The organism is Pseudomonas sp. St386 (genome assembly GCF_018325865.1).
Lineage (GTDB): Bacteria > Pseudomonadota > Gammaproteobacteria > Pseudomonadales > Pseudomonadaceae > Aquipseudomonas > Aquipseudomonas brassicacearum.
The window spans coordinates 3585420-3610247 of sequence record NZ_AP021900.1; the positions used below are offsets into that span (position 1 = coordinate 3585420).

A 24828-nucleotide genomic window follows, 5' to 3' on the forward strand; every position below is an offset into this window, starting at 1 on the left:
GTTAATTGGCAAAAGCTTCCTGAAACACTAGCGCGTTAACAGCACTGGCAAACGGGACATTTGAGGTATGACTAAGGACAAAATTCACGAACAGATGAAACAGCTCGGATTGGCTGGAAATGCCGAGCTTGAAATACAGGTGCTTGCGGTGATTTTTTACCGTGCCCTCCGCGATACCAAGGTGCAGTGAAATCGAAAGGCTGGAGTGTCCACGCAGGATCATGCTGACGATCAATTGTTCACGGGGGGTTAGCTGATCAGCGGCGAATCGCGAAAAAGCGTTGTTCAAATGCTCTTTCAAGGCTGATGCACTGTCGTCGTGATGAGCGCAAACGCCTTGATAGTGGCGTTGCAACAATACATCAACCATCGCACCGCAACCCTGTAAACCTTCGAACTGCAAGGCGGAAAACGTCGGAGAAGCGTTCTGTCGCATCAGTGAATAAGCAAGGTGACCAATGCCCGGCAATGCAGAGATGAAGACAATTTCTTCGGCCAATGTGCCCGACTGCATGGAAATACAGGGATGCACATCGGGGGAATTGAAGTAATCACCCTCGAAGAAAGCATCAGGGGCCAATTCGCTCATGCGATAGAGTCCGGTCGCCTTGCCGTGAGCGCAGGCGGTATAAACCGGGTCCAGCAAATACGTACCGTTAAGATAGCTATGCATCGCCCCCGGTTCGCAGATACCTTGCAGGTTGTTGTGCAGTAACACCGGTGAGCCGTCCGTTGGGTAAAACAGCACGCAGCTTTGGTCGAAACTCGCAACGGCCCATAAAGCCTCATCCAACTGTCGGGCAAAGCCATCACACTGCAGCAATGCGACCAGGCCGGGCGTCGCGCAGTGCCATGCATCAAGGGCGGGCGCGGCATCCATGCCACGTCTGCCATTCGGAACTGAAATTGCCATGCCATCCCCTTGTCTTTATCCAGTGCGCCCTACTAGTGAGCGCACCCTTAACCCAGCGATAAAGAGCAAGCATATTTCTTGCCACGATTGATTTAGACCGCTGAAAAACCGTTGTCCACAAACAGCTGCGTGCCACTGACAAATGAAGCATCGTCGCTGGCTAAAAACAACGCGGCCCGTGCGACCTCCTCCGGCTCGCAAAGCCGCCCCTGCTGCGACTTGATTGCCGCTTCACTGGCATCCACCCCCATCAGTTGCAAGTCGCGCATTTCCCGCTCGCCGTGCGGGGTACGGATAAAACCCGGGGCGACTGCGTTGCAGCGGATACCACGATCACGAAACTCGACGGCAATGGCCCGCGCAAACATTTGGCATGCGCCCTTGCTGGCGTTGTATACGACCTCGCCTGGGGTCGCATACTGCGCGGAGATCGACGAAGTGCACACGATACTGCCCGAGCCCTTGGCAAGCATTTGTGGAAGCACCGCCTGAGTGACCAGGTACATGCTCTTGACGTTCACGGCCATAAGCCAGTCCCACTCATGCTCCTGCACGTCCAGAAAAGGCTTCACGATCAAGGTGCCGGCGTGGTTGAAAAGCACGTCCGCCGGGCCAAATTCTGCCAGCCCTCGGGCGATAGCCTCACGAACCTGAACGGCTTGCGAGACATCGGCGCCCAATCCCAGTGCTTGGCCGCCGTCGGCAATGATCTGCGACGCCAGGTTGACGGCGGCATCGCCATTCAAATCGATAATGATCACCTTGGCCCCTTCAGCGGCGAACAACCGACTTGCGGCAGCGCCGCAACCGCCGGCGCCACCGGTGATAATGGCCACTTTTCCGGCCAGACGGCCCTTGCCTTTGGATCGTTCAACATTAGTCATTTTGCGGATTTCCTTCACGACCGCCACTCACGGCGAATGCTTCTTCAGGTGACAACACCAGGCGATGACGACGATAGAAAGCAAAGTAAGCAATCCCGATCAGGTACCAGCAGGCAGCAGCGAGGGCCGCCCATTTATAGAGAGGATCGAGGAACTGATAAATCAGTGTCGCGGTTGCAATGATGATCACCGCGACAGCTCCGAATATTCCGTAAGGGCTGCGATAAGGCCGATGCAAATCAGCGAAGGAGCGCTTCAAGCGAATATAAGCGACGCTTTGCAAGATGTAGGAAATCATCCCGGCGAACACAATCATGCTCACCAGGATTCCGCCCATCAATGCGTTGTTATCCTTGCCGAAAGTAAACCAGCAGAGCATCAGGATCCCCAGTGCAGCCAGCGCCCCGGTGGCCAGTGCAATATTCGGCGTATTGCGGGTCGGGTGTGTAACCGATAGCCCGGTTGGCAAGTAACCGGCACGCGACAGCGAATAGATATTGCGTCCTGCGGCAAAGCTACCCGCCAGGAACGACGCCGCCAGCCCCAGCACGGCCACTGCTGACAACAGCTTGCTTGCGGTGTGCCCGAAAATCTCCCGGAAGCCATCGAGTAGCGGTTCCGACGACGTGCTCATGAAGAAGCTGCCGCCGCCGATCGAGGCACTGAAAAACAACACACCCAACGCCAATACCGCAAGAATCACGGTGCCCCAGACCAATGCCAGCGGCAAATGCCGGGTCGGGTTATGCGATTCCTCGGCAGTCAGCGGCAATTGCTCGATGGCCAGAAACATGTAGACGGCAAACGGCAATGCAAGCATGACGCCGGTCAGTCCGAACGGCAGCCACGGTCCGTTACCGCCCTGCACTTCGACCGGCTTGCCTGCGGCGTCAGCTGCAAGGTTCAGGGCATTACCGGTGAAATCCATATGCGGGTAAGCCGCAATGAAGAACACAACCAACACTGACACCGCCGCGATGGTAATGAGCACGACCGCGCGCATCGACACACCCAAGCCCCGGTTCGAAAGCAGCAGCATGCAGGCATAACCGACCACCCACCAGACAGGTTGCCATTCGGGGCCAGTACCGAAAATTGCAGTCAGGTAGGCCCCCATGAAAAACATGTTCCCCGCAGGGGCCAGGATGAATTCGATGTTCTCCGCAAGGCCTGTACTGAATCCCCCCCACGGGCCCATTGTCGTACGCGCAAAAGAATAGGCGCCGCCGGTATGTGGTAGCGCAGCCGCCATTTCGCCGATTGAGGAGCAAAGAAACAGGTACATGACGGCAATGATCAGCAAGGCCAAAAACATGCCGCCAAAGCCTTGAGCCAAGCCAAGGTTCCAACCGGAATACTGACCCGCCACCACCGCACCGACACCGAGAATCAGCAGAGTGAAGAATCCTGCGTGACGCTGCAGGCGACGTTGTTCAAAGTAACCGCTTTCTACACTTTGGTAGCTGATCCCTGACGGGTTAACGGCCGCCGTCGGCGCTTTTGTTGTTCTGTCCACGCGGTGATCCTCCAAATCTTGTTCAGGGCAAACTTCCCGACCGTCATCTTCGAATGCACCGCGCAAGCTGCCTATGTCTCCAAGGGGACATGTCGACGCAGCGTTCTCATCAATCACCGCCCTGTCAGATCCTGTAATAAATCGCCTCGTCTGAAATGTTAGAAACCGTTGTAGGATTTCTTCCCCAATCATTTCCAGGTCTGTATGCACACCCTCCAGGAACCTCCCAGTCGCCTTTCAAAGAACTGCTTTCTCTCCTGCGTCCCTGTGGTCCGCTCTTGCGCGTTGCAGCCCCCTTCCCTCGCATTGATCGTCCGAGGGAGCGAATAATCCATGGAATGGATCGTTGACCCCACGGCATGGCTGGGCCTGCTGACCTTGATCGTGCTGGAGCTGGTACTCGGCATCGATAACCTCGTATTCATCGCCATCCTGGCTGACAAACTTCCGCCCGAGCAGCGCGACCGCGCCCGTATCATCGGCCTGTCCCTGGCATTGCTGATGCGCCTTGGCCTCCTCGCCAGCATCTCCTGGATGGTGACATTGACCAACCCGCTGTTCGAAGTTTTCGGCAAGACATTCTCGGGCCGGGACTTGATCATGCTGTTTGGCGGTGTGTTCCTGCTATTCAAGGCAACCATGGAGTTGCATGAGCGACTCGAGGGCCACGTGGCGCAACGTGCCGGCAATGCCGCCTATGCGATGTTCTGGCCTATCGTTGCGCAGATTGTGGTACTGGACGCGGTCTTTTCCCTGGATGCGGTGATTACGGCCGTGGGTATGGTGGAGCACCTGTCGGTCATGATGATCGCGGTGATGTTCTCCATCGGCTTGATGATGATCGCGAGCAAGCCGCTGACAAAATTCGTCAACGGCCACCCTACTGTCATCATGCTGTGCCTGGGTTTCCTGATGATGATCGGCTTCAGCCTCACCGCCGAGGGCCTGGGTTTCCACATTCCGAAAGGCTACTTGTACGCCGCGATTGGTTTCTCGATCCTGATCGAACTGTTCAACCAGTTGGCGCGCTCGCGTCGCAAGAAAAGCCTGCAAGGTCTTCGACCGATGCGCGAACGTACCGCCCATGCGGTGTTGCGCCTGCTGGGCGGCCAAAAGCTGGATGCCGCTGAAATCGGCGAGGAAATCGCCGATATGCTGGAAGGCGACGAACCGGAGCAGGTTTTCCATCGGCGCGAACGGGTCATGATCAGTGGCGTGCTGCAATTGGCCGAGCGCCCGATACGCAGTGTGATGACGCCTCGTGCGCAAATCGACCACCTCGACCTGGCAGATGCTCCGCAAGAAATCCGTACGGCGCTGATGCACTCTTCCTACTCACGCTTGCCGTTGATCCGGGAAGGACGCGTGGATGAGCCGCTTGGCTTTGTCCATAAGAAAGAACTGCTAAAGGAAATACTCGCCGGCAATCAGCCGAATCTGGAGGCCATGGCGCGCAAAGCCATCAACCTGCTGGACAGCTTCACGATCCTCAATGCACTGGAACAAATGCGTCAGGAGTCGACCCACATCGCGTTCGTGGTGAACGAGTTCGGTGACTTCGTGGGGCTTCTCACGATGACCGACATCCTGGAATCCATTGCAGGTGAACTGCCGGATGCCAGTGAAATCGAAGGCCCGAACATTGTTCCCCAGCAAGAGGGTTTCCTCGTCAGCGGTGCCCTGAATCTCAGTCAGGTTCGCGAACACATCGGCTTCCAGGCAAAAGCGACGGAGGATTACCAGACGCTTGCCGGGTTGGTAATGAGCCTGCTGGATCGCTTGCCGATCATTGGCGACACGCTCAGTTGGCAAGGATGGAGCATGACTGTGATGGAGGTTGAAGAGCGTCGGGTAACCAGGGTGCTGTTGCGTCAGGAATAAAGTACAGAACGAGGCCGCATTTACAGCGGCACAGCTTTAGTCGCTGCCATATCGGACTCGGGATCGCATACGTGTCCGACTGGCTGCGGATTACTGCTGACTATCAAGTCGGCTGCCAGATACCCGTTTATCCATTGGTCTGGCGCACCAGTGGTTCCGGGCTAGAGTGATTCCTTCAGGATATTTTTGAAGGATGCAGACATGGCCAGCACTTACAGCGCCCCGGGGATCATGATCGTCGATATCGCCGGGCACACCGATAATGTCCAGGACATGATCTTACAGCCCGACGGTTCAGTACTGATCGCCGGCTTCAGTTACCACAGCGATGACCTGGATGACGGCAAGGGTTTTTCCCTGACCCACCTCTACGCCGATGGTAGTTTGGATACGACCTACGGCAACGCTGGTCGGCTGGTGATTCACAAGCAAATCCCCCTCGACAAGGCGTACAGCCTTCAAGTCCAGGCCGATGGCGCCGTGGTGACGGCTCACGAAGGCCACGATGACACCCCTATCGTCCAGCGATGGGGGCCAGACGGTAAAGCCGATACCGCGTTCAACAGCAATGCCCAAGCCAGCCTGTCCAGCGGGTTCGGCGCCGCGCCGCTAGTGGACGTCAACGCCGACGGCAGCTTGCTGGTCGGTGCAATCGAGGGCAATACGTTGAAAGTGGCGCAGCTGCTTGCCGACGGCACGCGGGACCTGTCCTTCGGCACGGATGGTGTATTGACCTTGCAAGCCCAGGGAACGTTTGCATTCATGCAGGGCATCACCGTCCTGAAGGATGGCGGCGTGTTGGTCCAAGGCGCGCCAGGTTTTGACAACAGCCTGCTCAAATACACTGCCAGCGGGGAGCTGGACAGCCACTTTGGCGATAATGGCGTCGTCGCGCTAACCCACTTTGCCAGCTACAACGGCAACGTGGCTGTACAAGACGATGGCAAAATATTAGTCGCCAGCACTGTAGCTTACGATGATTTTTCCGTACTGCGGCTCAATGCCGATGGCAGCCCCGACACCAGTTTCGGTAATCAAGGGCTGGTCAGCATCGACTTGCCCGGGGTTTCGGCGGCAGCCAACGAAATCACCCTGCAGAACGATGGAAAAATTTTGCTCAGCGGAAGCGCTTTTGCCAACGGCGGCAGCGACTATGCGGCCGTTCGGCTCAATGCCGATGGCAGCCTGGACACCACGTTTGGCAGCGCGGATGGCAACACAAGACTTACCGGCTCCTCTGGCCATGATGAATTGCAAGGCTTGGGTACTGACGAAATCCTGCGCGGTCTTTCAGGGGACGACGTGCTACAGGGCAATCTCGGCCGTGACCTGCTATCCGGCGGCTCGGGAAGCGATGTATTCAACTACGCCAATGTGGCCGACAGTTTTCGCACCGCTGACAGCAGCGGCAGTGACCGCATACTCGACTTCAACCCCAGTGAGGATCACATCGACCTCAGTGCCCTGGGCTTTACGGGTATCGGGAACGGATACGACGGCACCCTGGCGATCGGAACCAACGCAGACGATACCCGCACGTACCTGAAAAATTTCGAGGCCAATGCCGACGGCCAACGCTTCGAGCTGGTGCTCGACGGCAACCTTGCCGCACAGCTCAACGACAGCAACCTGATATTCAGCACGGCGAGCGACGCCGCCCGCTCCGGCTTCGATGCTGCCAAGGGCCAAGTCGAGCTTTACGCGCCTGAACACGTGGAGCTGACGCTGATAGGCAGCGTGAATTCACCCAGCCATGACCTGACCTGATCGGCCACGCAGTGGCTGAGCCAGCCTTCATCCCCATTAATGTCCTGCTCAACGCTGCTTCAAATAAACCCCCGTCAACATATCCGGGGAATCTGGCGCAGCGTTGTAATTGATGACCGCAAAATTCTTCACAAGCTGTATGTGATATGGGCCATTTTTCTCGGAAGCTTGCGGCTCGGGCACGATGATCAGGTTGTCGCTTTCCATCGGTACGATGTGATGCTCGGTCACGCCACCCTTCAAGGTCACGGTGAATTCGGTGACTTCTTTCCCGTTGGCGTCGCGGTCCGGCAGGATCTTCAAGTCCAGGTCCGCGTCGCGCCCCAGGGTGTCCTGGCGCATCTGGTAATGGCCGCTGCGCAGGTCACGGTCGACGTCGTCGATTTTGTCGCCATCCAATTCGCGCTCTTCATCGTGCAGCAGGATCGCCAACTTGCGGTCGTCGCCCTGAGTGCCGCTGACCCAGGTGCCGGTGTGATTGTAGGGTTCGACGTTTTCCCGGGAGATCCTCCAGGTACCCGTTTGACGACCGTCATCGGCATATTCGTGGAGGCTGATGAGGTCGTCGTCGGCGTCTTCCCGGGTTCCCAGCAGCTTGATCGGTTCGCCACTGCCCGCCTGGGTATAGCGCACCTCGCCAATGATCACGACACCTTGCGCCTGGTACCAGAGTTCTACCGGGGTCTTGGCGTCGAGGGTTCCGGCAAGAATCACCGGATCCTCCTTTTCCGGGCCTTCCAGGCTCGATTGTTCGCGCCACTGGCCATCTTTCAATTCGCCGGTGGTGCGTAGCGTGTAGCCGCTGGGCATGCTGGTATTTTCGCCTGGCTCGGTCGGCTGGATCTGCTCCTCGGTGTCCGAGTGAAGCAGGACCAATTCGTCGCCGCGCATTTTCCAGTGGGTGGCGCGAGTCCAGCAGCAGTCACGGTCGGTTTGCGAAAGCAGGACGCCGTCCAGCGGGCTGACGGCGAACATGCCTTTGCTGTCCTCCTTTGCCAGGCCCGTCAGCGCAGGGTTGAGGACCCACTGAGTTTTCTGCGGATCTTGCAGGTAGACGTCGAACGCCGGTTTGTAGCTCGCGTCGGGATCGTTGCCGTTACGAATCGCCAAGTCCAGGCGGCCATCGAAGTTGAAGTCGTCGAAGTACAACAGGCTCTGGGGGCCGAGTAGCCAGTTGTCGACTTTGCCGTTGCGGTCCACGGGCACATTGCCGGCGGGCGTCTGCAACTGCTGCAAGGCTTCGTGGGTGGCGTTGTCTCGAATGGTGATAAACGCGTGCGCCAGTTGATGCGGGTCTTCCGGCGGTTCCGGGAACAACACTTCGACCAGGTATTGGCCGCTGCGATCATTCACCGAAAACGCCCTTGGCTCGGCCATGACCGGGGCTACCAGCGTCATGGAAAGAAGCACACTGCTGACAAGCGAACGCATCCACCCACTTCCTTGCTGAAATTCGGGCCAGCAGTTTAGCGATTACCGTGATGCATCGCGAGAAACGACTGTTGCTATCAGATTGGCCCGGACTGTAACTGACGCCCTCCTCGTCATTCGCTTACTGTCGTGGCTCATCCCACGGAGTGATCCCCATGCCGGATACCGCCAATCTCTACCTGTTCGTGGTTGCTGTCGTGCTTCTGCTGATCGTCCCAGGGCCCAACATGGCCTTCGTCACCAGCCATGCGCTGGCCCACGGCTGGCGTGCCGGCGTTGCCGCCGCCCTTGGCATTTCCTTCTCGGACGTGCTCATGACGATGATGGTCAGCGCGGGCATTGGTGCGCTGGTGATGAGCTGGGCACCGGCGTTCGACATCCTGCGCCTGGCCGGGGCTGGTTATCTGCTGTGGCTTGCCTGGCAAGCACTGAGAACGCCAGCAGCGACTCAGGATAGCCAGCTCCAGTCGGCTTCGCTGTGGAAAATCTTCTGCCGCGGCGCCCTCAACAGCCTGTTGAATCCCAAGGCGCTGCTGTTCTTCATGGTGTTCCTGCCCCAGTTCGTCAACGTCAAGGTCGGCGGCGTGAGCCTGCAGTTGATCTTCCTGGGCGCGCTGCTGGCGCTGATTGCACTCATCTTCCATACGCTGCTGGGTGTTTGCGCCGCACAGCTCAGGGCGAAACTGGCAAGCGGCGGGATTTCAAGGCGCTTGGGCACGTATGGTTTTGCCGGGGTCATGGCAGCGCTGGCGGCACGCCTGTTGTTTCTTGACCGCCCGCTTTGAGCACTGGCTTCCCTGCGCCAGCGATTGGCCTATGCTTAGCCAATCCATTGCGGAGCTGGATCAATGTCATCCTCGGAAACCACCCTCCTTCAAAGCTGGCACCACAATGCCCAATCCTGGATCGAAGCCATCCGTACAGGTGCCATCGAAAGCCGGCTGACGGTCACGGACCAGGCCATGCTACTGGCGGTACAGAGCCGCCAGCCCGAGCGCGTGCTCGATCTGGGTTGCGGCGAAGGTTGGCTGTTGCGGGCGCTGGCTGAACGGGGCATCGAAGCGGTCGGTGTGGATGGCGACGCGACGCTGGTCGATGCGGCGCGGGCGGCGGGTTCCTCGCCAGTGCATCTGGCAAGCTATGACGCGCTGGTGGAGGCAAAGGTGGACGTCGGCAGCGGCTACGACCTGATCTGCGCCAATTTCGCCCTGTTGCACCAGGACATCATCCCATTGCTCGCCGCGATGAATGCCCTGCTCAGCCCAGGCGGCGCGCTGGTGGTTCAGACGCTGCATCCATGGACCGTGGCGGCGGGCGATTATCAGGACGGCTGGCGAGAAGAAACCTTCGATGGGTTCAAAGGCCAATGGCAACGTATGCCGTGGTACTTCCGCACCTTGTCCAGTTGGCTCAACGCCCTGGACATGGCCGGTTTCCGATTGGTGGTCCTGCAGGAACCGCAGCATCCACAAAGCCCGATGCCGCAGTCGTTACTGCTGGTGGCCGAGCAATCCCCGTCATGGCGTTAGCGACTCGACGGTAAAACACCCCGAGCGATACACCCTGCGCGCCTGCAGTCCGCGCTTTTGCAGGGTTTTCCTGACAGTTCTGAGAAACATGCCGTGGGAGATAACGATCGTGGTCTTTCCCGGTTCGCCGCAGCTGCTGTAAAGCTCATCGGCGACACCGAGCGCCCGCTGGTGTTCGGCTTTCCGGCTGGCGGCTCCCAGTGAAATCCCCAGCAACCACAGGATCCTGTGCAAGGCGAACCAATGCCTCACGCCCATTTTCAAGACGGGAATGCTGCTCAGCCGCAGGTCGTATTCACGTAGTCGAGCATCCTGTTGGATACGTGTGGCTTCGAATAGCCGGCATGCCGTCGCGTAGGCTCTGTTGACGGGCGAGGAAATGATGTTGGCTTCGGTCGCCAAAAGCACTTGGGACAAGTCCGGTTGGCTCAGGAATGCGGCAATTTCACCCTCATCGATGGACGAGGTCTGATTGTATTCATCCAGCAGCAGCTTGGCCGAATGCGCATTGCAGGGTTTGTAATCGATCAGCGGCGTGGCATGGCGTATCAGGTAAATCACAGCGACAGCTCCCTTGTGTTGTCTTGAAAATCCCTTTCGAAGCGCACCTGTATACAGGCAACGACGCCATTGATCGAGTGCAATGCTATTTTTATTCAAGGAGTGATGACCCTGTGGCGAGGGAGCCAGCTCTCTTGCCACAGGATCGGTTTTACCGGCGATCTCTTTACCAAAGCGCCATCGTGTAGCTGACAATCAACCGGTTCTCATCCAGGTCATTGCCAAAATTCGAGCGCACCGTCGCGTTGCGCCATTTCAAGCCCAGGCCCTTCAACGTTCCGTCCTGTACCACATAGGCGATATCCGTGTTGCGCTCCCATTCCTTGCCTTCGCCCGGTGCGCTGCGCTGGACGTTGTCGCCGGTGATGTAGCGGGTCATGAAGGTCAACCCGGGTACGCCAATGGCCGCAAAATTGTAGTCATAGCGCGCTTGCCAGGAACGCTCGTCGATGTTGGCGAAGTCGCCGATCTGCACGAAGTTGACCAGGTAGGGATCGCTGCGTCCGATGTACGGGAACGGATCGTCGCCGCTCATGCGCTGGTAGCCCAGGCCCAACGCATGGCCCGCCAGGCTGTAGGTGAACATGGCGCCGAAGGCCTGGTTGTCGAGTTCGCGAAAACTGCCGTCTTCGGTGCTGCGCGAATAGCGCACGTCACTCTTGAACGACTGGCCTGCGCCCAGGTCCAGGGTGTGGACGAAGCCGAGGTAGTTCTGCTGGTAGATGTCTTCCAACAGGCTATAGCGGTATTGCGCGCTGAGGTTCGGCAGGAACTGATAGTCCGCTCCGGCGAACTGGAACTTGTCGCTGCTGCCGCCGATGCGGTTGGCGGTCATGTCCTGGTAGTCGGTGGAGTCGACAAAATTGATCTGCGTGAGTTGCCCGGCGGTCAGCTTCAAGCGATCGATTTCCTGCACGCTCAGCAAGCCGCCCTTGAAGGTTCCTGGCAACAGGCGCGTGTCGTTGGAACTCACCGCAGGGTCCTTGATCTGCAACGTTCCCAGCTTCAAGGTGCTGTTGGACACACGGACTTTGGCGGTCAGGCCCAGTTCGCCATAGCGGTCTTGCGAACCACCAGACAAATCCGCTGGCAGCAGGTTGGTGCCCGCCGTACCGCCCCCGGAGTCCAGTTTGAAACCGGCCATGCCCAAGGCATCGAGGCCGAAACCCACGGTCCCGGCGGTGTATCCCGACTCCATCCGCAGCAGAAAGCCCTGCGCCCATTCTTCGGCCTTGTCCCGTGCCCCTTCCTGGCGAAAGTCACGGTTGAAGTAGAAGTTGCGGGCCTCCAGGCTGCCTTTGCTGTCGGCGATGAAGTCGGCCTGGGCGTTCGGCACGCCGATCAGGCTCAGGCCCAGCAACGTACCGGCGGGGGTATAAAACCAGGTGGATGTGAAATGCCCCATGGCATGCTCCTTTTTTATGGACACGAGCGAACCCTCTCGGGGGCGTTGCAATCGCGTCCGATGGTTGTTGTTTTAAGGGGTGTAGCGGCGTCCGCGCTGTGCACGGACGTCACAGGTAGTCAGGACTCGAGTTGTCTGCCGCGGGTTTCCGGCAGGCTCAACGCCGCCAGGATCACCACGCCATAGGCGCCAGCGGCGAATACGCCGATCCCGGTGCCGATGGGCAAGGTGTTGCTCAACGCGCCGATGAACAAAGGGAACAGCGCCGCGATGGAACGCCCGGCGTTGTAGCAGAATCCCTGCCCCGACCCGCGCATGCGGGTGGGAAACAGCTCGGTCAGGAATGCGCCCATGCCGGCGAAGATGCCCGAGGCGAAGAAGCCCAGTGGAAAGCCCAGCCAGAGCATCCAGGTGTTATCGATGGGCAACTGGGTGTAGGCCAGGACGATTGCCATTGAGCCGACTGCGAACAGGATGAAGTTCTTCTTGCGGCCGATGGCATCGGTCAGCAATGCACTGGTCACGTAGCCGATGTAGGAACCGACGATGACCATCGCCAGGTAGCCGCCAGTACCGAGCACACTAAGGCCGCGTTCGGTTTTCAGGTACGTCGGCAACCAAGTGGTAATGGCGTAGTAGCCACCCAGCGCGCCGGTGGTCAACAGCGAGGCGCGCAACGTGGTGCTGAGCATCCGTGGGGCAAATATCTCGAAGAATGCCCAGCGAGAGCCCAGTTCCGGCTTGGCCTGACGCTCCCGCACCGCATGTTCGAAGGTATCCGACTCCTTGACCAGTCGACGGATCACCAGCACAAACAACGCCGGCACCAGGCCGATCATGAACAACGCCCGCCAGGCGTCTTCCGGCGGCAGGAAACTGAACAGCCCGGCATACAACAGCGCCGTCACTCCCCAGCCCAGCGCCCATCCGGCCTGCACCATGCCCACTGCTTTGCCACGGTCCTTGGAGCGGATCACCTCGCCAATCAATACCGCCCCTGCGGTCCATTCACCGCCGAAGCCAAAGCCCATCAAGGTCCGGGCCACCAGCAATTGCTCGTAGTTCTGCGCCAGCCCACACAGGAAGGTGAAGAATGCGAACCACAGGACCGTCAATTGCAGGGTCCGTACCCGGCCGATGCGGTCGGACAGGATCCCGGCAATCCAACCGCCGGCCGCCGAGGCCAGCAGCGTGCAGGTGCCGATCAAGCCGGCGTCGCCCTTGGAAATCCCCCAAGTCGCGATCAGGGTCGGGATGACGAAACTCAGCATCTGCGTATCCATGCCGTCCAGGGCATAGCCGATCTTGCAGCTCCAGAATGTACGTTTTTCATTTTTCGACAGGGGGCCGTACCAACTGAACGGGCCCGTGCGCCCTGTCCCGGTGGTTACGCAGTCAGTCATGGTCTTTTCCATGGAAGGTTCCTGCGGCAGCAAGCGAAGATGACGGACACGCCTCGTTATTTTTTTGTGAAGGCGTTGTCGTTGGGGATGCGGACGCAGTGGCTGCGTCGTGGAGCGGATTCTTGGTGGCGAATCGGCACAGCGTCAAACGGGAAAAACAACAGATGGGACATAAGAAAATTTGATGCCCCAACGGCCCGATCTGGAGTAACAATTGCAAAACAATTGCAACATAAGAACCACACGCCCCCAGAGAGCCTTCATGAACCTCAAATTCCTCGAAACCTTTGTCTGGGTCGCCCGGCTACAGAGTTTCAGCCTCACCGCCGAGAAGATGTTCAGCACCCAGGCGGCGATCTCCAGCCGGATCGCTTCGCTGGAAGAGGAGTTGGGCCTGCGCCTGTTCGTACGGGATTCACGCGGGGTTTCGCTGACACCCGAAGGCCTCAAGGTGCTCGACTACGCCGAACAGATGCTCGAAGTGCAGCGGGCGTTGAAGCAGTCACTGGACACCAGCAGCCCGCAACAAGGCCTGGTGCGCATCGGCGTGATGGATACGGTGATCCACACCTGGCTCAGCCCGTTGATGTCGATGCTGATGCAAGCCTTCCCCGCCGTGGAAATCGAAATCACCGCCGATGCCGCGCGCAATCTCTGCGAGCAATTGCAGAAAGGCTACCTGGACATCGTGTTCCAGACCGATCTGGTCCGCCACGAAAGCGTGCGCAACCTGGAACTGGGGCACTATCCCATGCACTGGATCGCCGCCAGCCAGTCGATCTATGCCCGCCCCTATGCGTCGCTGGTGGAGATGGCCGGTGAGCGCATCATCACCTTCGTCAAGCATTCGCGACCGCATCAGGATGTGCTCAACCTGTTGTACGCCCATGGCGTGAGTGCGCCGCGGGTCAGTTGCGTCAACTCGGTATCGGCCATGACCCGGCTGATTCGTGACGGATTCGGCATCGGCGCCCTACCCGCCGCGCTGGTGGCCAAGCCCCTGGCCAGCGGCGAATTGATCCAGCTCGAACCCGGCACCGCCCTGCCCCAACTCGACGTCGTCGCCTCGTGGCGCGCTGGTGTCGGCCTGGAACTGATCGAGAACATCGTCCAGATGAGTCGCCAGGTGGTCAGCCAATACGCCGTTGATGTCGGGCCGCTACGCATGGTGGCGGCCCCCGGCCTGAACAGCCAACCTCCTCTTGAATAACTTTTAGTTGTCACGGGGTAGCAATATTCCTTGTTGGACGTCATCGCCACGGTGTTCTCAAAGTAGCGAACGAACGCTTGGAGAGCCCCGTAATGATGTCCTTCGAACAACTGCAGCAATGCACGCCCCTGGCCCTGCGCCAAAACATCGCCGCCGGCCAGTACCAGGGCCATACCAGCGGCCTGGGCCAGGGCCGCGTGCAAGCCAATATCGTGATCCTGCCCGGCGACTGGGCCAATGAATTCCTGCGCTACTGCACCCTCAACCGCCAGGCCTGTCCGGTGCTTGATGTGACCGAGCCAGGCGATCCGTTCTTGCGCAACCTGGGCGCCGCCATCGATATCCGCCACGAGGTGCCTCAATACCGCGTCTATCGCCACGGCGAGTTGAGCGAAGCTCCGCTGGACATCGAACACCTGTGGCAGGACGACCTGGTGGCCTTCGCCCTCGGTTGCTCGTTCTCGTTCGAACAACCGCTGCTGGAGGCCGGCATCCGTTTGCGGCACATTGAGTTGGGGCGCAATGTCGCGATGTTCCAGACCAACATCGACACACGCCCCACCGCCCGTCTCTCTGGCAAAATGGTAGTGACCATGCGGCCGATGAAAGCCGCCGCGGCGATCCAGGCGATCCAGATTACCGGGCGCATGCCCAACGTTCACGGCGCCCCGGTGCACATCGGCGATCCGTCACTGATCGGCATTCAATCCCTGGACTCGCCGGATTACGGCGATGCCGTGCCGGTGGCAGCGGACGAGATCCCGGTATTCTGGGCCTGTGGCGTAACGCCTCAATCGGTGGTCCAGGCCTCACGTCCACCGTTGTGCATCACCCATGCCCCGGGCTGCATGCTGGTGACGGACTTATGGAACAGTGATCTGTAAACCTTGGACGAGACTGTTTTTCAACTTGAAGGGACCCACGATGAACACTGCTCAGCGATCGATCCAACAGTACATCAGCGCCAAGGACGGTAACCGCCCTCACCTGCTGGACCAGGCTTTTACGCCGACTGCTATTCTGCACATGGTGGTGCGCACCGGCTCCATCACGTTTCCCGACCACGTCGAAGGCCGTACCGCCATTGGCGACGTGCTGGTCAGTCGCTTTGGCCAGACCTTCGAAAACGTCTACACGTTCTGCCTGGCCGCCCCGCCACCGGCCAACGCCGAGGCGTTCCAGTGCAAATGGCTGGTGGCGATGTCCGACAAGAACAGTGGCGAGGCACGCGTCGGTTGTGGCCTGTATGACTGGCAGTTCGATCCGGCGTCGAGCCTGGCCGAGCGACTGACCATCACCATCGAACACATGAAGACCCTGCCGGCGACCGATCTGCCGATGATCATGGCCTGGGCATCGCGACTGGAGTACCCATGGTGCCGGCCTGAGGCGGTTATCGATAACGTGCCGGATCTGGACGAGTTGCAAGAAGTAGTTCTGTACATGGCTAATGCCGAGCAGTGAAGAATATGAAGCTTGCCTAGCCACTGTGCGAGGGACTTTTCTGTGGGAGCAAGGCTTGCCCGCGATGCAGGCGCCTCGGTCCCAGGGAGAGCGCATTGACCTCATCGCGGGCAAGCCTTGCTCCCACAGGGTGTGGAGACACTCCCCGCGCCACAGTTTCTATGCTCCCATGACTGCGCCAAGGAATCGCCCCAAATGAACATCAAGTTTCTCGAAACCTTCGTCTGGGTCGCCCGCCTGAAGAGCTTTCGCCTCACCGCGGAAAAGCTGTTCACTACCCAGGCGTCCATTTCCAGTCGGATCGCCGCCCTGGAGGACGAAATGGGCGTGCGCCTGTTCGTGCGCGATTCCAAAGGTGTATCGCTGACCTCCGAAGGCCAGCGCGTGCTGGAGTACGCCGAGCGCATCATGGACACCATGCAAAGCATGAAAGCCGTGATCAAGGATCCGCGCCAGGTGCGCGGCCGGATTCGCATCGGTGCGATGGATACGGTGATCCACACCTGGCTCAGCCCCTTGGTGACACGCCTGATGGAATGTTACCCGGCCCTGGAAATCGAACTCTCGGCCGACACCGCGAGCAACCTGTGCTCGCAACTGGAAAAAGGCTACCAGGACATCATTTTCCAGACCGACATCCTGCGCCTGGACAGCGTGCGCAACGCGCTGCTGACCCGTTACCCGATGCACTGGGTGGTGCGCACCGGCTCCGCCTATGACCGGTCCTATGCATCGCTGGAGGACTTGTCCCAGGAACGCATCGTGACGTTCTCGCGCAACTCACGGCCCCACCAGGACATCCTCAACCTGCTGCACTCGGCCAACATCGTCTCGCCACGCATCAACTGCGTGAACTCGGCCTCGGCCATTACCCGCCTGGTTCGCGACGGCTTTGGCATTGGCGCCATGCCCGCGGCGCTGGTCGTCGGCGAACTGGCCCAAGGCACATTGACGTTGGTGGATGGTGTGCCGCTGCCATCGGTCATGGACATCGTGGCCAGTTGGCGGACCGGCGCGGGAATGGAACGGGTGGAAGACATCGTCAGCCTGACCCGCGAAGTGGTCAGCGAATTCGTCGCACAATTACCGGCCGGGTACCGACTCGATATGAATTAAGCCGCACATTCATTTCGTCATCAGATATTCACACCGGTGACATACCGTGGGCACCGATTGATCCCGTCCCTCGATCGGTGAGCCATCTGCCTGATGCAAGCATTCCTGAAAAAAACAACGCCCAACGCGCCGACTACAACGACGAATCATCGGGAACACAGGCATGACGCGCAGAACAGCGACAGATCCCGTGAAGGTGAGATCTGTGTTCGGTTCCTGTCGTGTGCAGACATCCCCTCGTTGCTTGAGCTCGAGCAAAAGAAATGGACGGACGATCAGCGGGCCGATGCCGCCATGCTGGCCTCCCGAATCGCTGCATTCCCTGCCCTGAGTGTCGGTGCGTTTTGCACACGCAGCGGCACCGCGCAGGCATCGCTGTTCATGAAACCGACCCGGCACGATCATATTCGCCAATGCCCGACCTGGGCAGACTGCGCGAGGAAACAGCAGGGTGACGAAGCGGCCGGAACGGATGCGTTGTTTGGCATCAGCCTGAGCAGCGTCGACCCGAAAGCGGCCAATGCGATTTTCGAGTTCTTCTGGCCCTACGCGCTGAAACAAGGCTGGTCGGTCATCTACCTGGGATCCCCTGTCCCGGGCCTAAGGGATTGGCGCTCGAAAAACCCGGGTATCACGCTGGCGCACTACATCCTGAGTAAACGCCAAGGGCTGCCGTTGGACCCACAGTTGCGGTATTACTTCAAAAAAGGCTTTCGCAAGATTGTCGCCATCAAAGACAACTACTTCCCCCATGAACCTTCGCTGGATGTTGGCGTGCTGATCCAAGGCAAAGTGCCGCTGTCGGGCCTTTCGTTCATCTGGAAGAGAGTTCCGTTGCCCTGGTTGCAACGCATGAAAAAACTGGTCTTCGTGTGCCTGTGAACACCTCCCAGGCTGTAGACGTTGCGCGCGCAGTGGCTTTTCCTTCATCGAGCAGCAATCTTCCCAGCTACCTATTCATGATGCTGTGTGTCCTGAATAGCACCGCGATTGCCTGGCTGGCGACGCACGAGGCATTCGTATGGCTGGCTGTCGCGCCACTGATCGTGCTCCAGGCAATCCTGATGATCGGTGTCCAGGAGATCAAGCATCAAGGCGTGCATCGCCAGTTCCTCGTGGGCACACGGCTCAATGACGCAGTGGGTGTGTTCGCGGCGGGCATTTTTGCGGCCAACTTCGTGGGCTACCGCTACTTCCACCTCGAACACCACCGCAAGACCTGTCAGGCCGATGATCCCGAAGGCTTGATGTACGAACAGACCTGGCCGACCCGCTGGATCAGCCTGCTGGGCGCCGCAGAGCAACTCTGGGTGGCGATCTCCACCAACAGGATCTCCCGCCGCTACTTGCCGCCACACGCGGTCTGGCGCTGGCGCTGGAACAACGCCTTGATCGTCGTTTTTGCCGGTGCGCTGGCGTTCGGTCTCTATGAGGTGCCTCGCCTGGTCGTCTGCGTCTATCTGCTCCCGTATTGCCTGTTTGCCTGGATGGATTTCTGGCTGACGCAGGCCGAGCACTATGGCGTACGGATCTCGGCCCAAGGCCCGCGCCGCGCGCCCTGTGAGATCACCACAGACGTGCGCCTGCCAAAGGCCCTCTCCTGGCTGATCCTGCGCGGCGGGCTGCTTTCTACCAGCGCCTCCCCGCAAACACGCCTGTGGCGCTGGCACTGCGCCGAAGAAGTGGCTCATCAGCACGTCACCACCGATCTGCTCCAGGCGTTGGGTGTTCCCTATTGGCAGCGGATTTTCTATTTTTTGGCCGCATCGGCGCTGATGACCTTCGATGTCCTGCGGCATCTGCACGGTTTTGCTCGCCTGGACGTTGCCCGCGGCCGCGTCAGCACCCGGCAACTGGGATGGGCCACGGGGCGCCTGCTGCTGCGCGATGGCGCGAACCTGGCGCTGCTGGCAGCCGGATGGGCTGCCTACTTTCTTCCGCTGAAAACGAATGCGGTGGCGGACTGTAAGTGAACTGCAACATCCCCGACTTATTCTGGACCGAGCGCACGGCGGCGAATGGCTGGTTGTGCATGTCGCCCGCTCGGAACGATCCAGGGAGTTCGCCATGAAAATCAGTGTATTCGGAAGTGGTTACGTAGGCTTGGTGCAAGCCGCCGTGTTGGCCGAAGTGGGCCATGACGTGGTGTGCATGGACATCGATGAGCGCAAGGTCGACAGCCTGCGCCAAGGCCAAGTGAGCATTTACGAGCCTGGCCTGGCCGCGCTGGTGCGTGAAGGCCTGGAGGCTGGCCGTTTGCATTTCACCTGCGACGAACAGCTCGCCGTGCAGCACGGCCAGGTACTTTTTATCGCAGTGGGCACGCCTTCCCGGGACGATGGCAGTGCCGATCTGAGCCAGGTTCTGGCCGTCGGCGAGGCCGTCGCCCGCTACCGCGAGCAACCGCTCATTGTGGTGGAGAAGTCCACCGTGCCGGTGGGCACCGGCGACGTTCTGCGGGCGCACATCGACAAATGCCTGCTCAAGGCCAGTCGCCTGCTGCAGTTCGATATTGTCTCCAACCCCGAATTTCTCAAGGAAGGCTCGGCGGTCGCCGATTGCCGTCGTCCGGATCGCATCGTGATCGGCTGCGAACGCGATGAAGTGCGCGAAACCATGCGCGACCTGTATGCCCCGTTCAACCGCAACCACGACCGGGTCCTGTTCATGGACCTGCGCAGCGCCGAGCTGACCAAATACGCCGCCAACGGCATGCTGGCGACCAAGATCAGTTTTATCAACCAGATCGCCGAACTGGCCGAGCACCTGGGGGCCGACATCGAGTCCGTGCGCCTGGGCATCGGCGCCGACTCGCGCATTGGCTATCACTTCATTTACCCGGGATGCGGCTACGGCGGCTCGTGCTTTCCCAAGGACATGCGAGCCCTGATCCACACGGCCGAGCAGGCTCATTGCTCCAGCGACCTGCTGCAAGCGGTGGAAGCCATCAACGGGCGGCAGAAACACAAGCTGTTCGAGCGGATCAATGCGTTCTACCAGGGCGACCTGCGCGGCAAGACCTTCGCCCTGTGGGGCCTGGCCTTCAAGCCCAACACCGACGACATGCGCGACGCACCGAGCCGCACCTTGCTGGAATCGCTTTGGGCCGCGGGTGCCAGCGTCCGCGCGTTCGACCCGGAGGCGATGCAGCAGACGCAATTGCTCTACCCCGACGAGCCCCGACTCATGCTGATGGGCACGCCGGAATCGGTGTTGCCGGGAGCCGACGCGTTGGTCATCTGTACCGAGTGGCAGCCCTTCAAGGCGCCGGACTTCGACCTGATCCAGCAACGGCTCAAGGCCCCGGTGATTTTTGACGGTCGTAACCTGTTCGATCCGGAGCGCATGGCCGACAAGGGTTTCACCTATTTCCCGATGGGTCGCGGGCAGTCGCGCAACCTGCCTATCGCCCAGCAAACGTGGTTCCCAGCTTCGAGAAGCGCGTGAACTGTGGCGTTACCTCAAAATTAATGCACTCAACCAGCATTAATATGAATTTGTAAGCAGGGGTCGTGAACGGCACACTGTGCGCCGTTCCTCCCCCAACTGTTGGAACACTTAAAGGGCTTTCTGGGACTTTCCCGTAAGCCCCTTTTTTTGTTCGTTTTCTGGATTTTCGCTTAATGCTTTCTCGCTGGTTCCCCGCGGCTATCAATACCCGTCCCACCGAATGGAGCCGCGCCGCCATCGGCATGGCGCTGGGGACGATGTTCAGTGTCTGGCTTTGCGGGCAGGTATTTGGCCTTGAGGTGGCGCAACACCTCATCGGCCCCCTCGGCGCCTCAGCGGTGCTGTTGTTTGCAGTGTCATCGGGCGCCCTCGCCCAGCCCTGGTCGATTGTCGGCGGTTATCTGTGTGCGTCGGTCGTCGCGCTGCTGGTGGCCCATGTATTGGGCCGCACGCTGGGTAGCGCCTGCCTGGCGGCGGGCATGGCGCTGGTGTTGATGTGCTGGCTGCGTTGCCTGCATCCGCCGGCAGGCGCCCTGGCGGCGACGCTGGTGCTGGCGGCCCCGTCTATCATTGCCTTGGACTGGCAAGCCGTTGGTGCGGCGATGCTGGCCGGCTCCGGGCTGCTGGCCTTTGCGCTGGCCTACAACAACCTGACGCGGGTGCGCTATCCCAGGCGTGCCAGCGAACCGCTGGCCGTCATACCGGCTGACCACCCTCCCGTCGACCGCCAGGCGATCACGGCCGAAGACCTGAAACTGGCCCTGGCGGAAATGGAAGCATTCTTTGACGTCACACCGGAAGATCTTGAGCAATTGATCCACGTCAGCGAGCGAAATGCCAAGCGTCGCAGCATCGCGGAGGTTCTCTCTAGTCGCGGTTGAGCCTGTGGCTGCTATAAATATGCAGAAAGGACCTGCACGTATCCCGGTTGTGCAATGCAAATTTGCACTGGTACGATCCTGAATGGGTACGCGCGACACAATTCATAAAGAAGAATAAAAGCAGGGAGTTAGCGATGACAGCTCAGGTTTCATCACACGCCGCGGGAACCATCGAAACCGCGGCCTATGAGGTGCTGGTCGAAGTTCGCAATCACATTGGCCATTTGACCCTGAACCGCCCCGCCGGCCTCAATGCCCTCACCCTGGGCATGGTGCGCAGCTTGCAGCAACAACTCGATACCTGGGCCCTCGACCCACAGATCCGCGCCGTGGTGCTGCGTGGTGCGGGCGAGAAGGCGTTTTGCGCCGGCGGTGATATCCGTTCGTTGTACGACAGCCACAAGCAGGGCGACACCCTGCACGAAGATTTCTTCGTCGAGGAATACGCCCTCGACCTGACGATTCATCACTACCGCAAACCGATCGTCGCCTTGATGGACGGCTTCGTGCTGGGCGGCGGCATGGGGCTGGCACAAGGTGCCGACCTGCGGGTGGTCACCGAGCGCAGCCGCCTGGGCATGCCGGAAGTCGGCATCGGGTATTTCCCGGACGTGGGCGGCAGTTACTTCCTGCCGCGCATTCCTGGCGAACTGGGTATCTACCTGGGCGTCAGCGGCGTGCAGATCCGTGCGTCTGACGCCTTGTATTGCGGGCTGGCCGACTGGTATCTGGACAGTCGCAAGCTTGAACAGCTCGGTGCGCGCCTCGATCGCCTGGAGTGGGGTGATACACCACTCAAGGACCTGCAGAGCCTGCTGGCCAAGCTTGGTGTGCAACAGCTGCCTGCCCCGCCTCTGGCCGATTTGCGGCCAGCCATCGACCATTTCTTTGGCCTGCCCGACGTGCCGAGCATGGTCGAGCAGTTGCGCCAGGTCACCGTCGCCAACAGCCACGAATGGGCAATAAAGACCGCCGACCTGCTGGACAGCCGCTCTCCCCTGGCCATGGCCGTGACCCTGGAAATGCTGCGGCGCGGTCGGCATTTGAGCCTGGAAGAATGTTTTGCCCTGGAACTGCATCTGGATCAGCAATGGTTCGAACGCGGTGACCTGATCGAAGGCGTGCGCGCCTTGCTGATCGACAAAGACAAGAACCCGCGTTGGAACCCGCCGACCCTGGAGGCGCTGGACGCCGACCATGTGGCGAGCTTCTTCGACGGCTTCGACGACCACGGGAACTGAGCCATGCATGACCTCGAACTGACCGAAGAACAAGTGATGATCCGCGACATGGCCCGGGACTTCGCCCGTGGTGAAATCGCTCCCCATGCCCAGGCGTGGGAAAAGGCCGGCTGGATTGACGACGGCCTGGTGGCGAAGATGGGTGAGCTGGGCCTGTTGGGGATGGTGGTGCCGGAAGAATGGGGCGGTACCTACGTCGATTACGTCGCCTATGCCCTGGCCGTGGAGGAAATCTCCGCAGGCGACGGTGCTACCGGCGCACTGATGAGCATTCACAATTCGGTGGGTTGCGGGCCGGTGCTGAATTTCGGCACTGACGAACAAAAGCAGACGTGGTTGGCCGACCTCGCCAGTGGCCAGGCCATTGGTTGCTTCTGCCTGACCGAGCCCCAGGCCGGCTCCGAAGCCCACAACCTGCGCACCCGGGCCGAATTGCGCGATGGCCAGTGGGTTATCAACGGTGCCAAGCAGTTCGTCAGCAATGGCAAGCGAGCCAAACTGGCGATCGTGTTTGCCGTGACGGACCCGGAACTGGGCAAGAAAGGCATTTCGGCGTTCCTGGTGCCCACCGATACGCCGGGTTTCATCGTTGATCGCACCGAACACAAAATGGGCATCCGCGCCTCGGACACCTGCGCGGTCACCTTGAGCAACTGCACCATCCCCGAGGCCAATCTGTTGGGGGCTCGCGGTAAAGGCCTGGCCATCGCCCTGTCCAACCTGGAAGGCGGCCGCATCGGCATCGCCGCACAAGCCTTGGGCATCGCCCGTGCGGCCTTTGAAGCGGCGCTGGCTTACGCGCGCGATCGGGTTCAGTTCGACAAGCCGATCATCGAGCACCAGAGCATCGCCAACCTGCTGGCCGACATGCACACCCGCATCAACGCCACCCGCCTGCTCATCCTCCACGCCGCCCGCCTTCGCAGCGCGGGCAAGCCGTGCCTGTCAGAAGCCTCCCAGGCCAAGCTGTTTGCCTCGGAAATGGCCGAGAAAGTCTGCTCCTCGGCGATACAGATTCATGGTGGGTATGGGTATCTCGAGGATTATCCGGTAGAGCGCTACTACCGCGATGCGCGGATTACCCAGATTTATGAAGGGTCGAGCGAGATACAGCGGATGGTGATTGCCCGGGAGCTGAAGCACTACCTGGTGTAACGGCAGGAAAAGCATCGCGAGCAAGCTTTGCTCCCACTGAATCTACGCTGCACACAGAATACTTGTGGGAACAAGGCTTGCCCGCGATAGCGGTGTATCAGCCATTTATAGGCTGAATGTACCGCCGCCATCGCGGGCAAGCCCAGCTCCCACAGGGTTCAGTGGTGTACACAGATACTGTGTACAGCCCAGATCCACTGTGGGAGCAAGCTTGCTCGCGATGGCGTCAGTGAGAACGCCGCGTTACTTGTCCTGGAACTCCGCCGCACGCTTGGCCACGAATGCCGCCATGCCTTCCTTCTGATCCTGCGTCGCAAACGCCGCATGGAATACCCGCCGCTCGAAGCGCACGCCTTCGGACAGGCTGACCTCAAAGGCGCGGTTGACGCTTTCCTTGACCATCATGCTGATGGGCACCGACTTGGAGGCGATCAACGCTGCAGTTTTAAGCGCCTCGTCCAGCAGCTCATCGGCCGGTAGGATCCGCGCGACGATGCCGCAGCGTTCGGCTTCCACCGCATCGATGAAGCGCCCGGTCAGGCACATTTCCATGGCCTTGGCCTTGCCCACCGCGCGGGTCAGGCGCTGGGTGCCGCCCATGCCTGGCAGCACGCCGAGGTTGACCTCCGGCTGGCCGAACTTGGCGTTGTCGCCGGCCAGGATGAAGTCGCACATCAACGCCAGCTCACACCCCCCGCCCAAGGCAAAACCGTTCACCGCCGCGATGATCGGCTTGCGACGGTTGGCCACGCGGTCGCTGTCGCTGAACAGGTCGTCCAGGTAGATCTGCGGGTAGGTCAGCTCGGCCATTTCCTTGATGTCGGCACCGGCGGCAAAGGCTTTTTTCGAGCCGGTCAGCACGATGCAGCCAATCTTCGGATCAGCCTCCAGGCTGTCCAGCGCCTGGTTCAGTTCACTGACGATCTGCGCATTCAAGGCGTTCAATGCCTGGGGACGGTTGAGGGTGATCAGACCGACGCGGTCCTTGATCTCCAATAAAATCGTTTCGTAGCTCATGCAG

Annotated in this window: 22 protein-coding genes; 14 read left to right on the forward strand and 8 right to left on the reverse strand. The window is 59.8% G+C overall.

From position 1 onward, the window contains the following. Position 1: 1 nt before the first annotated feature. From KI235_RS15755 to KI235_RS15765, 3 genes are all read right to left on the reverse strand, one after another. Positions 2-913, reverse strand: a complete 912-nt coding sequence (locus tag KI235_RS15755) for a helix-turn-helix transcriptional regulator (protein ID WP_003201963.1) — start codon at positions 911-913, stop codon at positions 2-4. 92 nt (positions 914-1005) lie between these two features. Beyond that, positions 1006-1797, reverse strand: coding sequence for a glucose 1-dehydrogenase (locus tag KI235_RS15760; RefSeq protein ID WP_013693392.1), 792 nt, complete (start codon positions 1795-1797; stop codon positions 1006-1008). Next, a complete protein-coding gene (locus tag KI235_RS15765; RefSeq protein WP_244864253.1) occupies positions 1790-3379 on the reverse strand; it encodes an amino acid permease in 1590 nt (529 codons plus the stop codon). The genes KI235_RS15760 and KI235_RS15765 overlap by 8 nt, the downstream gene beginning before the upstream one ends. Before the next feature lie 267 nt (positions 3380-3646). Here KI235_RS15765 and KI235_RS15770 point away from each other — a divergent pair, with 267 nt between their 5' ends. Together KI235_RS15770 and KI235_RS15775 are read left to right on the forward strand one after the other, a co-directional pair. Continuing rightward, positions 3647-5194: a TerC family protein gene (locus KI235_RS15770; RefSeq protein WP_212795149.1), complete on the forward strand. Its 1548-nt coding sequence runs from the start codon at positions 3647-3649 to the stop codon at positions 5192-5194. A 201-nt stretch (positions 5195-5395) separates the two neighbouring features. Beyond that, the gene (locus tag KI235_RS15775; protein ID WP_212795150.1) at positions 5396-6961 is read left to right on the forward strand and encodes a calcium-binding protein; all 1566 of its coding nucleotides are present in this window, start codon (positions 5396-5398) and stop codon (positions 6959-6961) included. A 48-nt stretch (positions 6962-7009) separates the two neighbouring features. Here KI235_RS15775 and KI235_RS15780 read toward each other — a convergent pair whose 3' ends face one another. Further along, positions 7010-8392 (reverse strand): hypothetical protein, encoded by a 1383-nt coding sequence (locus KI235_RS15780; RefSeq protein ID WP_212795151.1) that lies wholly within the window; start codon positions 8390-8392, stop codon positions 7010-7012. Between the two features lie 155 nt (positions 8393-8547). On the opposite strand from KI235_RS15780, the gene KI235_RS15785 reads away from it, so the two are divergent. Next, the gene (locus KI235_RS15785) at positions 8548-9177 is read left to right on the forward strand and encodes a LysE family translocator (RefSeq protein WP_027913091.1); all 630 of its coding nucleotides are present in this window, start codon (positions 8548-8550) and stop codon (positions 9175-9177) included. A 63-nt stretch (positions 9178-9240) separates the two neighbouring features. Next, complete coding sequence (locus KI235_RS15790; RefSeq protein ID WP_003201980.1) at positions 9241-9921, forward strand: class I SAM-dependent methyltransferase; 681 nt, start codon at positions 9241-9243, stop codon at positions 9919-9921. Here KI235_RS15790 and KI235_RS15795 read toward each other — a convergent pair. The 3 genes from KI235_RS15795 to KI235_RS15805 form a co-directional block, all read right to left on the reverse strand. After that, positions 9910-10677, reverse strand: coding sequence for a histidine phosphatase family protein (locus tag KI235_RS15795; protein ID WP_235395271.1), 768 nt, complete (start codon positions 10675-10677; stop codon positions 9910-9912). The two genes, KI235_RS15790 and KI235_RS15795, sit on opposite strands and share 12 nt — an antisense overlap. Next, complete coding sequence (locus tag KI235_RS15800; RefSeq protein WP_028236860.1) at positions 10649-11887, reverse strand: OprD family porin; 1239 nt, start codon at positions 11885-11887, stop codon at positions 10649-10651. The genes KI235_RS15795 and KI235_RS15800 overlap by 29 nt, the downstream gene beginning before the upstream one ends. A gap of 119 nt (positions 11888-12006) precedes the next feature. Next, positions 12007-13290, reverse strand: coding sequence for an MFS transporter (locus KI235_RS15805; RefSeq protein ID WP_027913093.1), 1284 nt, complete (start codon positions 13288-13290; stop codon positions 12007-12009). Positions 13291-13552: 262 nt separating this feature from the next. On the opposite strand from KI235_RS15805, the gene KI235_RS15810 reads away from it, so the two are divergent. The 10 genes from KI235_RS15810 to KI235_RS15860 all read left to right on the forward strand — a co-directional run bounded on the left by KI235_RS15810 (position 13553) and on the right by KI235_RS15860 (position 23807). Next, complete coding sequence (locus KI235_RS15810; protein ID WP_003201988.1) at positions 13553-14500, forward strand: LysR family transcriptional regulator; 948 nt, start codon at positions 13553-13555, stop codon at positions 14498-14500. 92 nt (positions 14501-14592) lie between these two features. After that, positions 14593-15384 (forward strand): putative hydro-lyase, encoded by a 792-nt coding sequence (locus KI235_RS15815; protein ID WP_013693398.1) that lies wholly within the window; start codon positions 14593-14595, stop codon positions 15382-15384. Between the two features lie 40 nt (positions 15385-15424). After that, the gene (locus KI235_RS15820) at positions 15425-15964 is read left to right on the forward strand and encodes a hypothetical protein (RefSeq protein WP_003201992.1); all 540 of its coding nucleotides are present in this window, start codon (positions 15425-15427) and stop codon (positions 15962-15964) included. Positions 15965-16159: 195 nt separating this feature from the next. Beyond that, the gene (locus KI235_RS15825; RefSeq protein WP_043042161.1) at positions 16160-17080 is read left to right on the forward strand and encodes a LysR family transcriptional regulator; all 921 of its coding nucleotides are present in this window, start codon (positions 16160-16162) and stop codon (positions 17078-17080) included. A 294-nt stretch (positions 17081-17374) separates the two neighbouring features. Then, complete coding sequence (locus KI235_RS15830) at positions 17375-17962, forward strand: hypothetical protein (RefSeq protein ID WP_223523008.1); 588 nt, start codon at positions 17375-17377, stop codon at positions 17960-17962. A 77-nt stretch (positions 17963-18039) separates the two neighbouring features. Then, entirely contained in the window at positions 18040-19053 is a 1014-nt protein-coding gene (locus KI235_RS30475) for a fatty acid desaturase (RefSeq protein WP_244864254.1), read from the forward strand. Between the two features lie 94 nt (positions 19054-19147). After that, positions 19148-20527, forward strand: coding sequence for a UDP-glucose/GDP-mannose dehydrogenase family protein (locus tag KI235_RS15845; RefSeq protein ID WP_003202001.1), 1380 nt, complete (start codon positions 19148-19150; stop codon positions 20525-20527). A gap of 176 nt (positions 20528-20703) precedes the next feature. Further along, positions 20704-21411 (forward strand): HPP family protein, encoded by a 708-nt coding sequence (locus tag KI235_RS15850; RefSeq protein ID WP_003202003.1) that lies wholly within the window; start codon positions 20704-20706, stop codon positions 21409-21411. A 134-nt stretch (positions 21412-21545) separates the two neighbouring features. After that, positions 21546-22652: an enoyl-CoA hydratase/isomerase family protein gene (locus tag KI235_RS15855; protein ID WP_013693401.1), complete on the forward strand. Its 1107-nt coding sequence runs from the start codon at positions 21546-21548 to the stop codon at positions 22650-22652. A gap of 3 nt (positions 22653-22655) precedes the next feature. After that, complete coding sequence (locus KI235_RS15860; RefSeq protein ID WP_003202007.1) at positions 22656-23807, forward strand: acyl-CoA dehydrogenase family protein; 1152 nt, start codon at positions 22656-22658, stop codon at positions 23805-23807. Positions 23808-24050: 243 nt separating this feature from the next. Here KI235_RS15860 and KI235_RS15865 read toward each other — a convergent pair whose 3' ends face one another. Continuing rightward, the gene (locus KI235_RS15865; protein WP_003202009.1) at positions 24051-24824 is read right to left on the reverse strand and encodes an enoyl-CoA hydratase; all 774 of its coding nucleotides are present in this window, start codon (positions 24822-24824) and stop codon (positions 24051-24053) included. Positions 24825-24828 lie beyond the last annotated feature (4 nt).

Bases quoted from the DNA above. Each gene is read 5' to 3' on its own strand.
- KI235_RS15755 (WP_003201963.1), bottom strand. From the start codon at position 913: ATGGCAATTTCAGTTCCGAATGGCAGACGTGGCATGGATGCCGCGCCC.
- KI235_RS15760 (WP_013693392.1), bottom strand. From the start codon at position 1,797: ATGACTAATGTTGAACGATCCAAAGGCAAGGGCCGTCTGGCCGGAAAA.
- KI235_RS15770 (WP_212795149.1), top strand. From the start codon at position 3,647: ATGGAATGGATCGTTGACCCCACGGCATGGCTGGGCCTGCTGACCTTG.
- KI235_RS15775 (WP_212795150.1), top strand. From the start codon at position 5,396: ATGGCCAGCACTTACAGCGCCCCGGGGATCATGATCGTCGATATCGCC.
- KI235_RS15780 (WP_212795151.1), bottom strand. From the start codon at position 8,392: ATGCGTTCGCTTGTCAGCAGTGTGCTTCTTTCCATGACGCTGGTAGCC.
- KI235_RS15785 (WP_027913091.1), top strand. From the start codon at position 8,548: ATGCCGGATACCGCCAATCTCTACCTGTTCGTGGTTGCTGTCGTGCTT.
- KI235_RS15790 (WP_003201980.1), top strand. From the start codon at position 9,241: ATGTCATCCTCGGAAACCACCCTCCTTCAAAGCTGGCACCACAATGCC.
- KI235_RS15800 (WP_028236860.1), bottom strand. From the start codon at position 11,887: ATGGGGCATTTCACATCCACCTGGTTTTATACCCCCGCCGGTACGTTG.
- KI235_RS15805 (WP_027913093.1), bottom strand. From the start codon at position 13,290: ATGACTGACTGCGTAACCACCGGGACAGGGCGCACGGGCCCGTTCAGT.
- KI235_RS15810 (WP_003201988.1), top strand. From the start codon at position 13,553: ATGAACCTCAAATTCCTCGAAACCTTTGTCTGGGTCGCCCGGCTACAG.
- KI235_RS15815 (WP_013693398.1), top strand. From the start codon at position 14,593: ATGATGTCCTTCGAACAACTGCAGCAATGCACGCCCCTGGCCCTGCGC.
- KI235_RS15820 (WP_003201992.1), top strand. From the start codon at position 15,425: ATGAACACTGCTCAGCGATCGATCCAACAGTACATCAGCGCCAAGGAC.
- KI235_RS15825 (WP_043042161.1), top strand. From the start codon at position 16,160: ATGAACATCAAGTTTCTCGAAACCTTCGTCTGGGTCGCCCGCCTGAAG.
- KI235_RS15830 (WP_223523008.1), top strand. From the start codon at position 17,375: ATGCTGGCCTCCCGAATCGCTGCATTCCCTGCCCTGAGTGTCGGTGCG.
- KI235_RS30475 (WP_244864254.1), top strand. From the start codon at position 18,040: ATGATGCTGTGTGTCCTGAATAGCACCGCGATTGCCTGGCTGGCGACG.
- KI235_RS15845 (WP_003202001.1), top strand. From the start codon at position 19,148: ATGAAAATCAGTGTATTCGGAAGTGGTTACGTAGGCTTGGTGCAAGCC.
- KI235_RS15850 (WP_003202003.1), top strand. From the start codon at position 20,704: ATGCTTTCTCGCTGGTTCCCCGCGGCTATCAATACCCGTCCCACCGAA.
- KI235_RS15855 (WP_013693401.1), top strand. From the start codon at position 21,546: ATGACAGCTCAGGTTTCATCACACGCCGCGGGAACCATCGAAACCGCG.
- KI235_RS15860 (WP_003202007.1), top strand. From the start codon at position 22,656: ATGCATGACCTCGAACTGACCGAAGAACAAGTGATGATCCGCGACATG.
- KI235_RS15865 (WP_003202009.1), bottom strand. From the start codon at position 24,824: ATGAGCTACGAAACGATTTTATTGGAGATCAAGGACCGCGTCGGTCTG.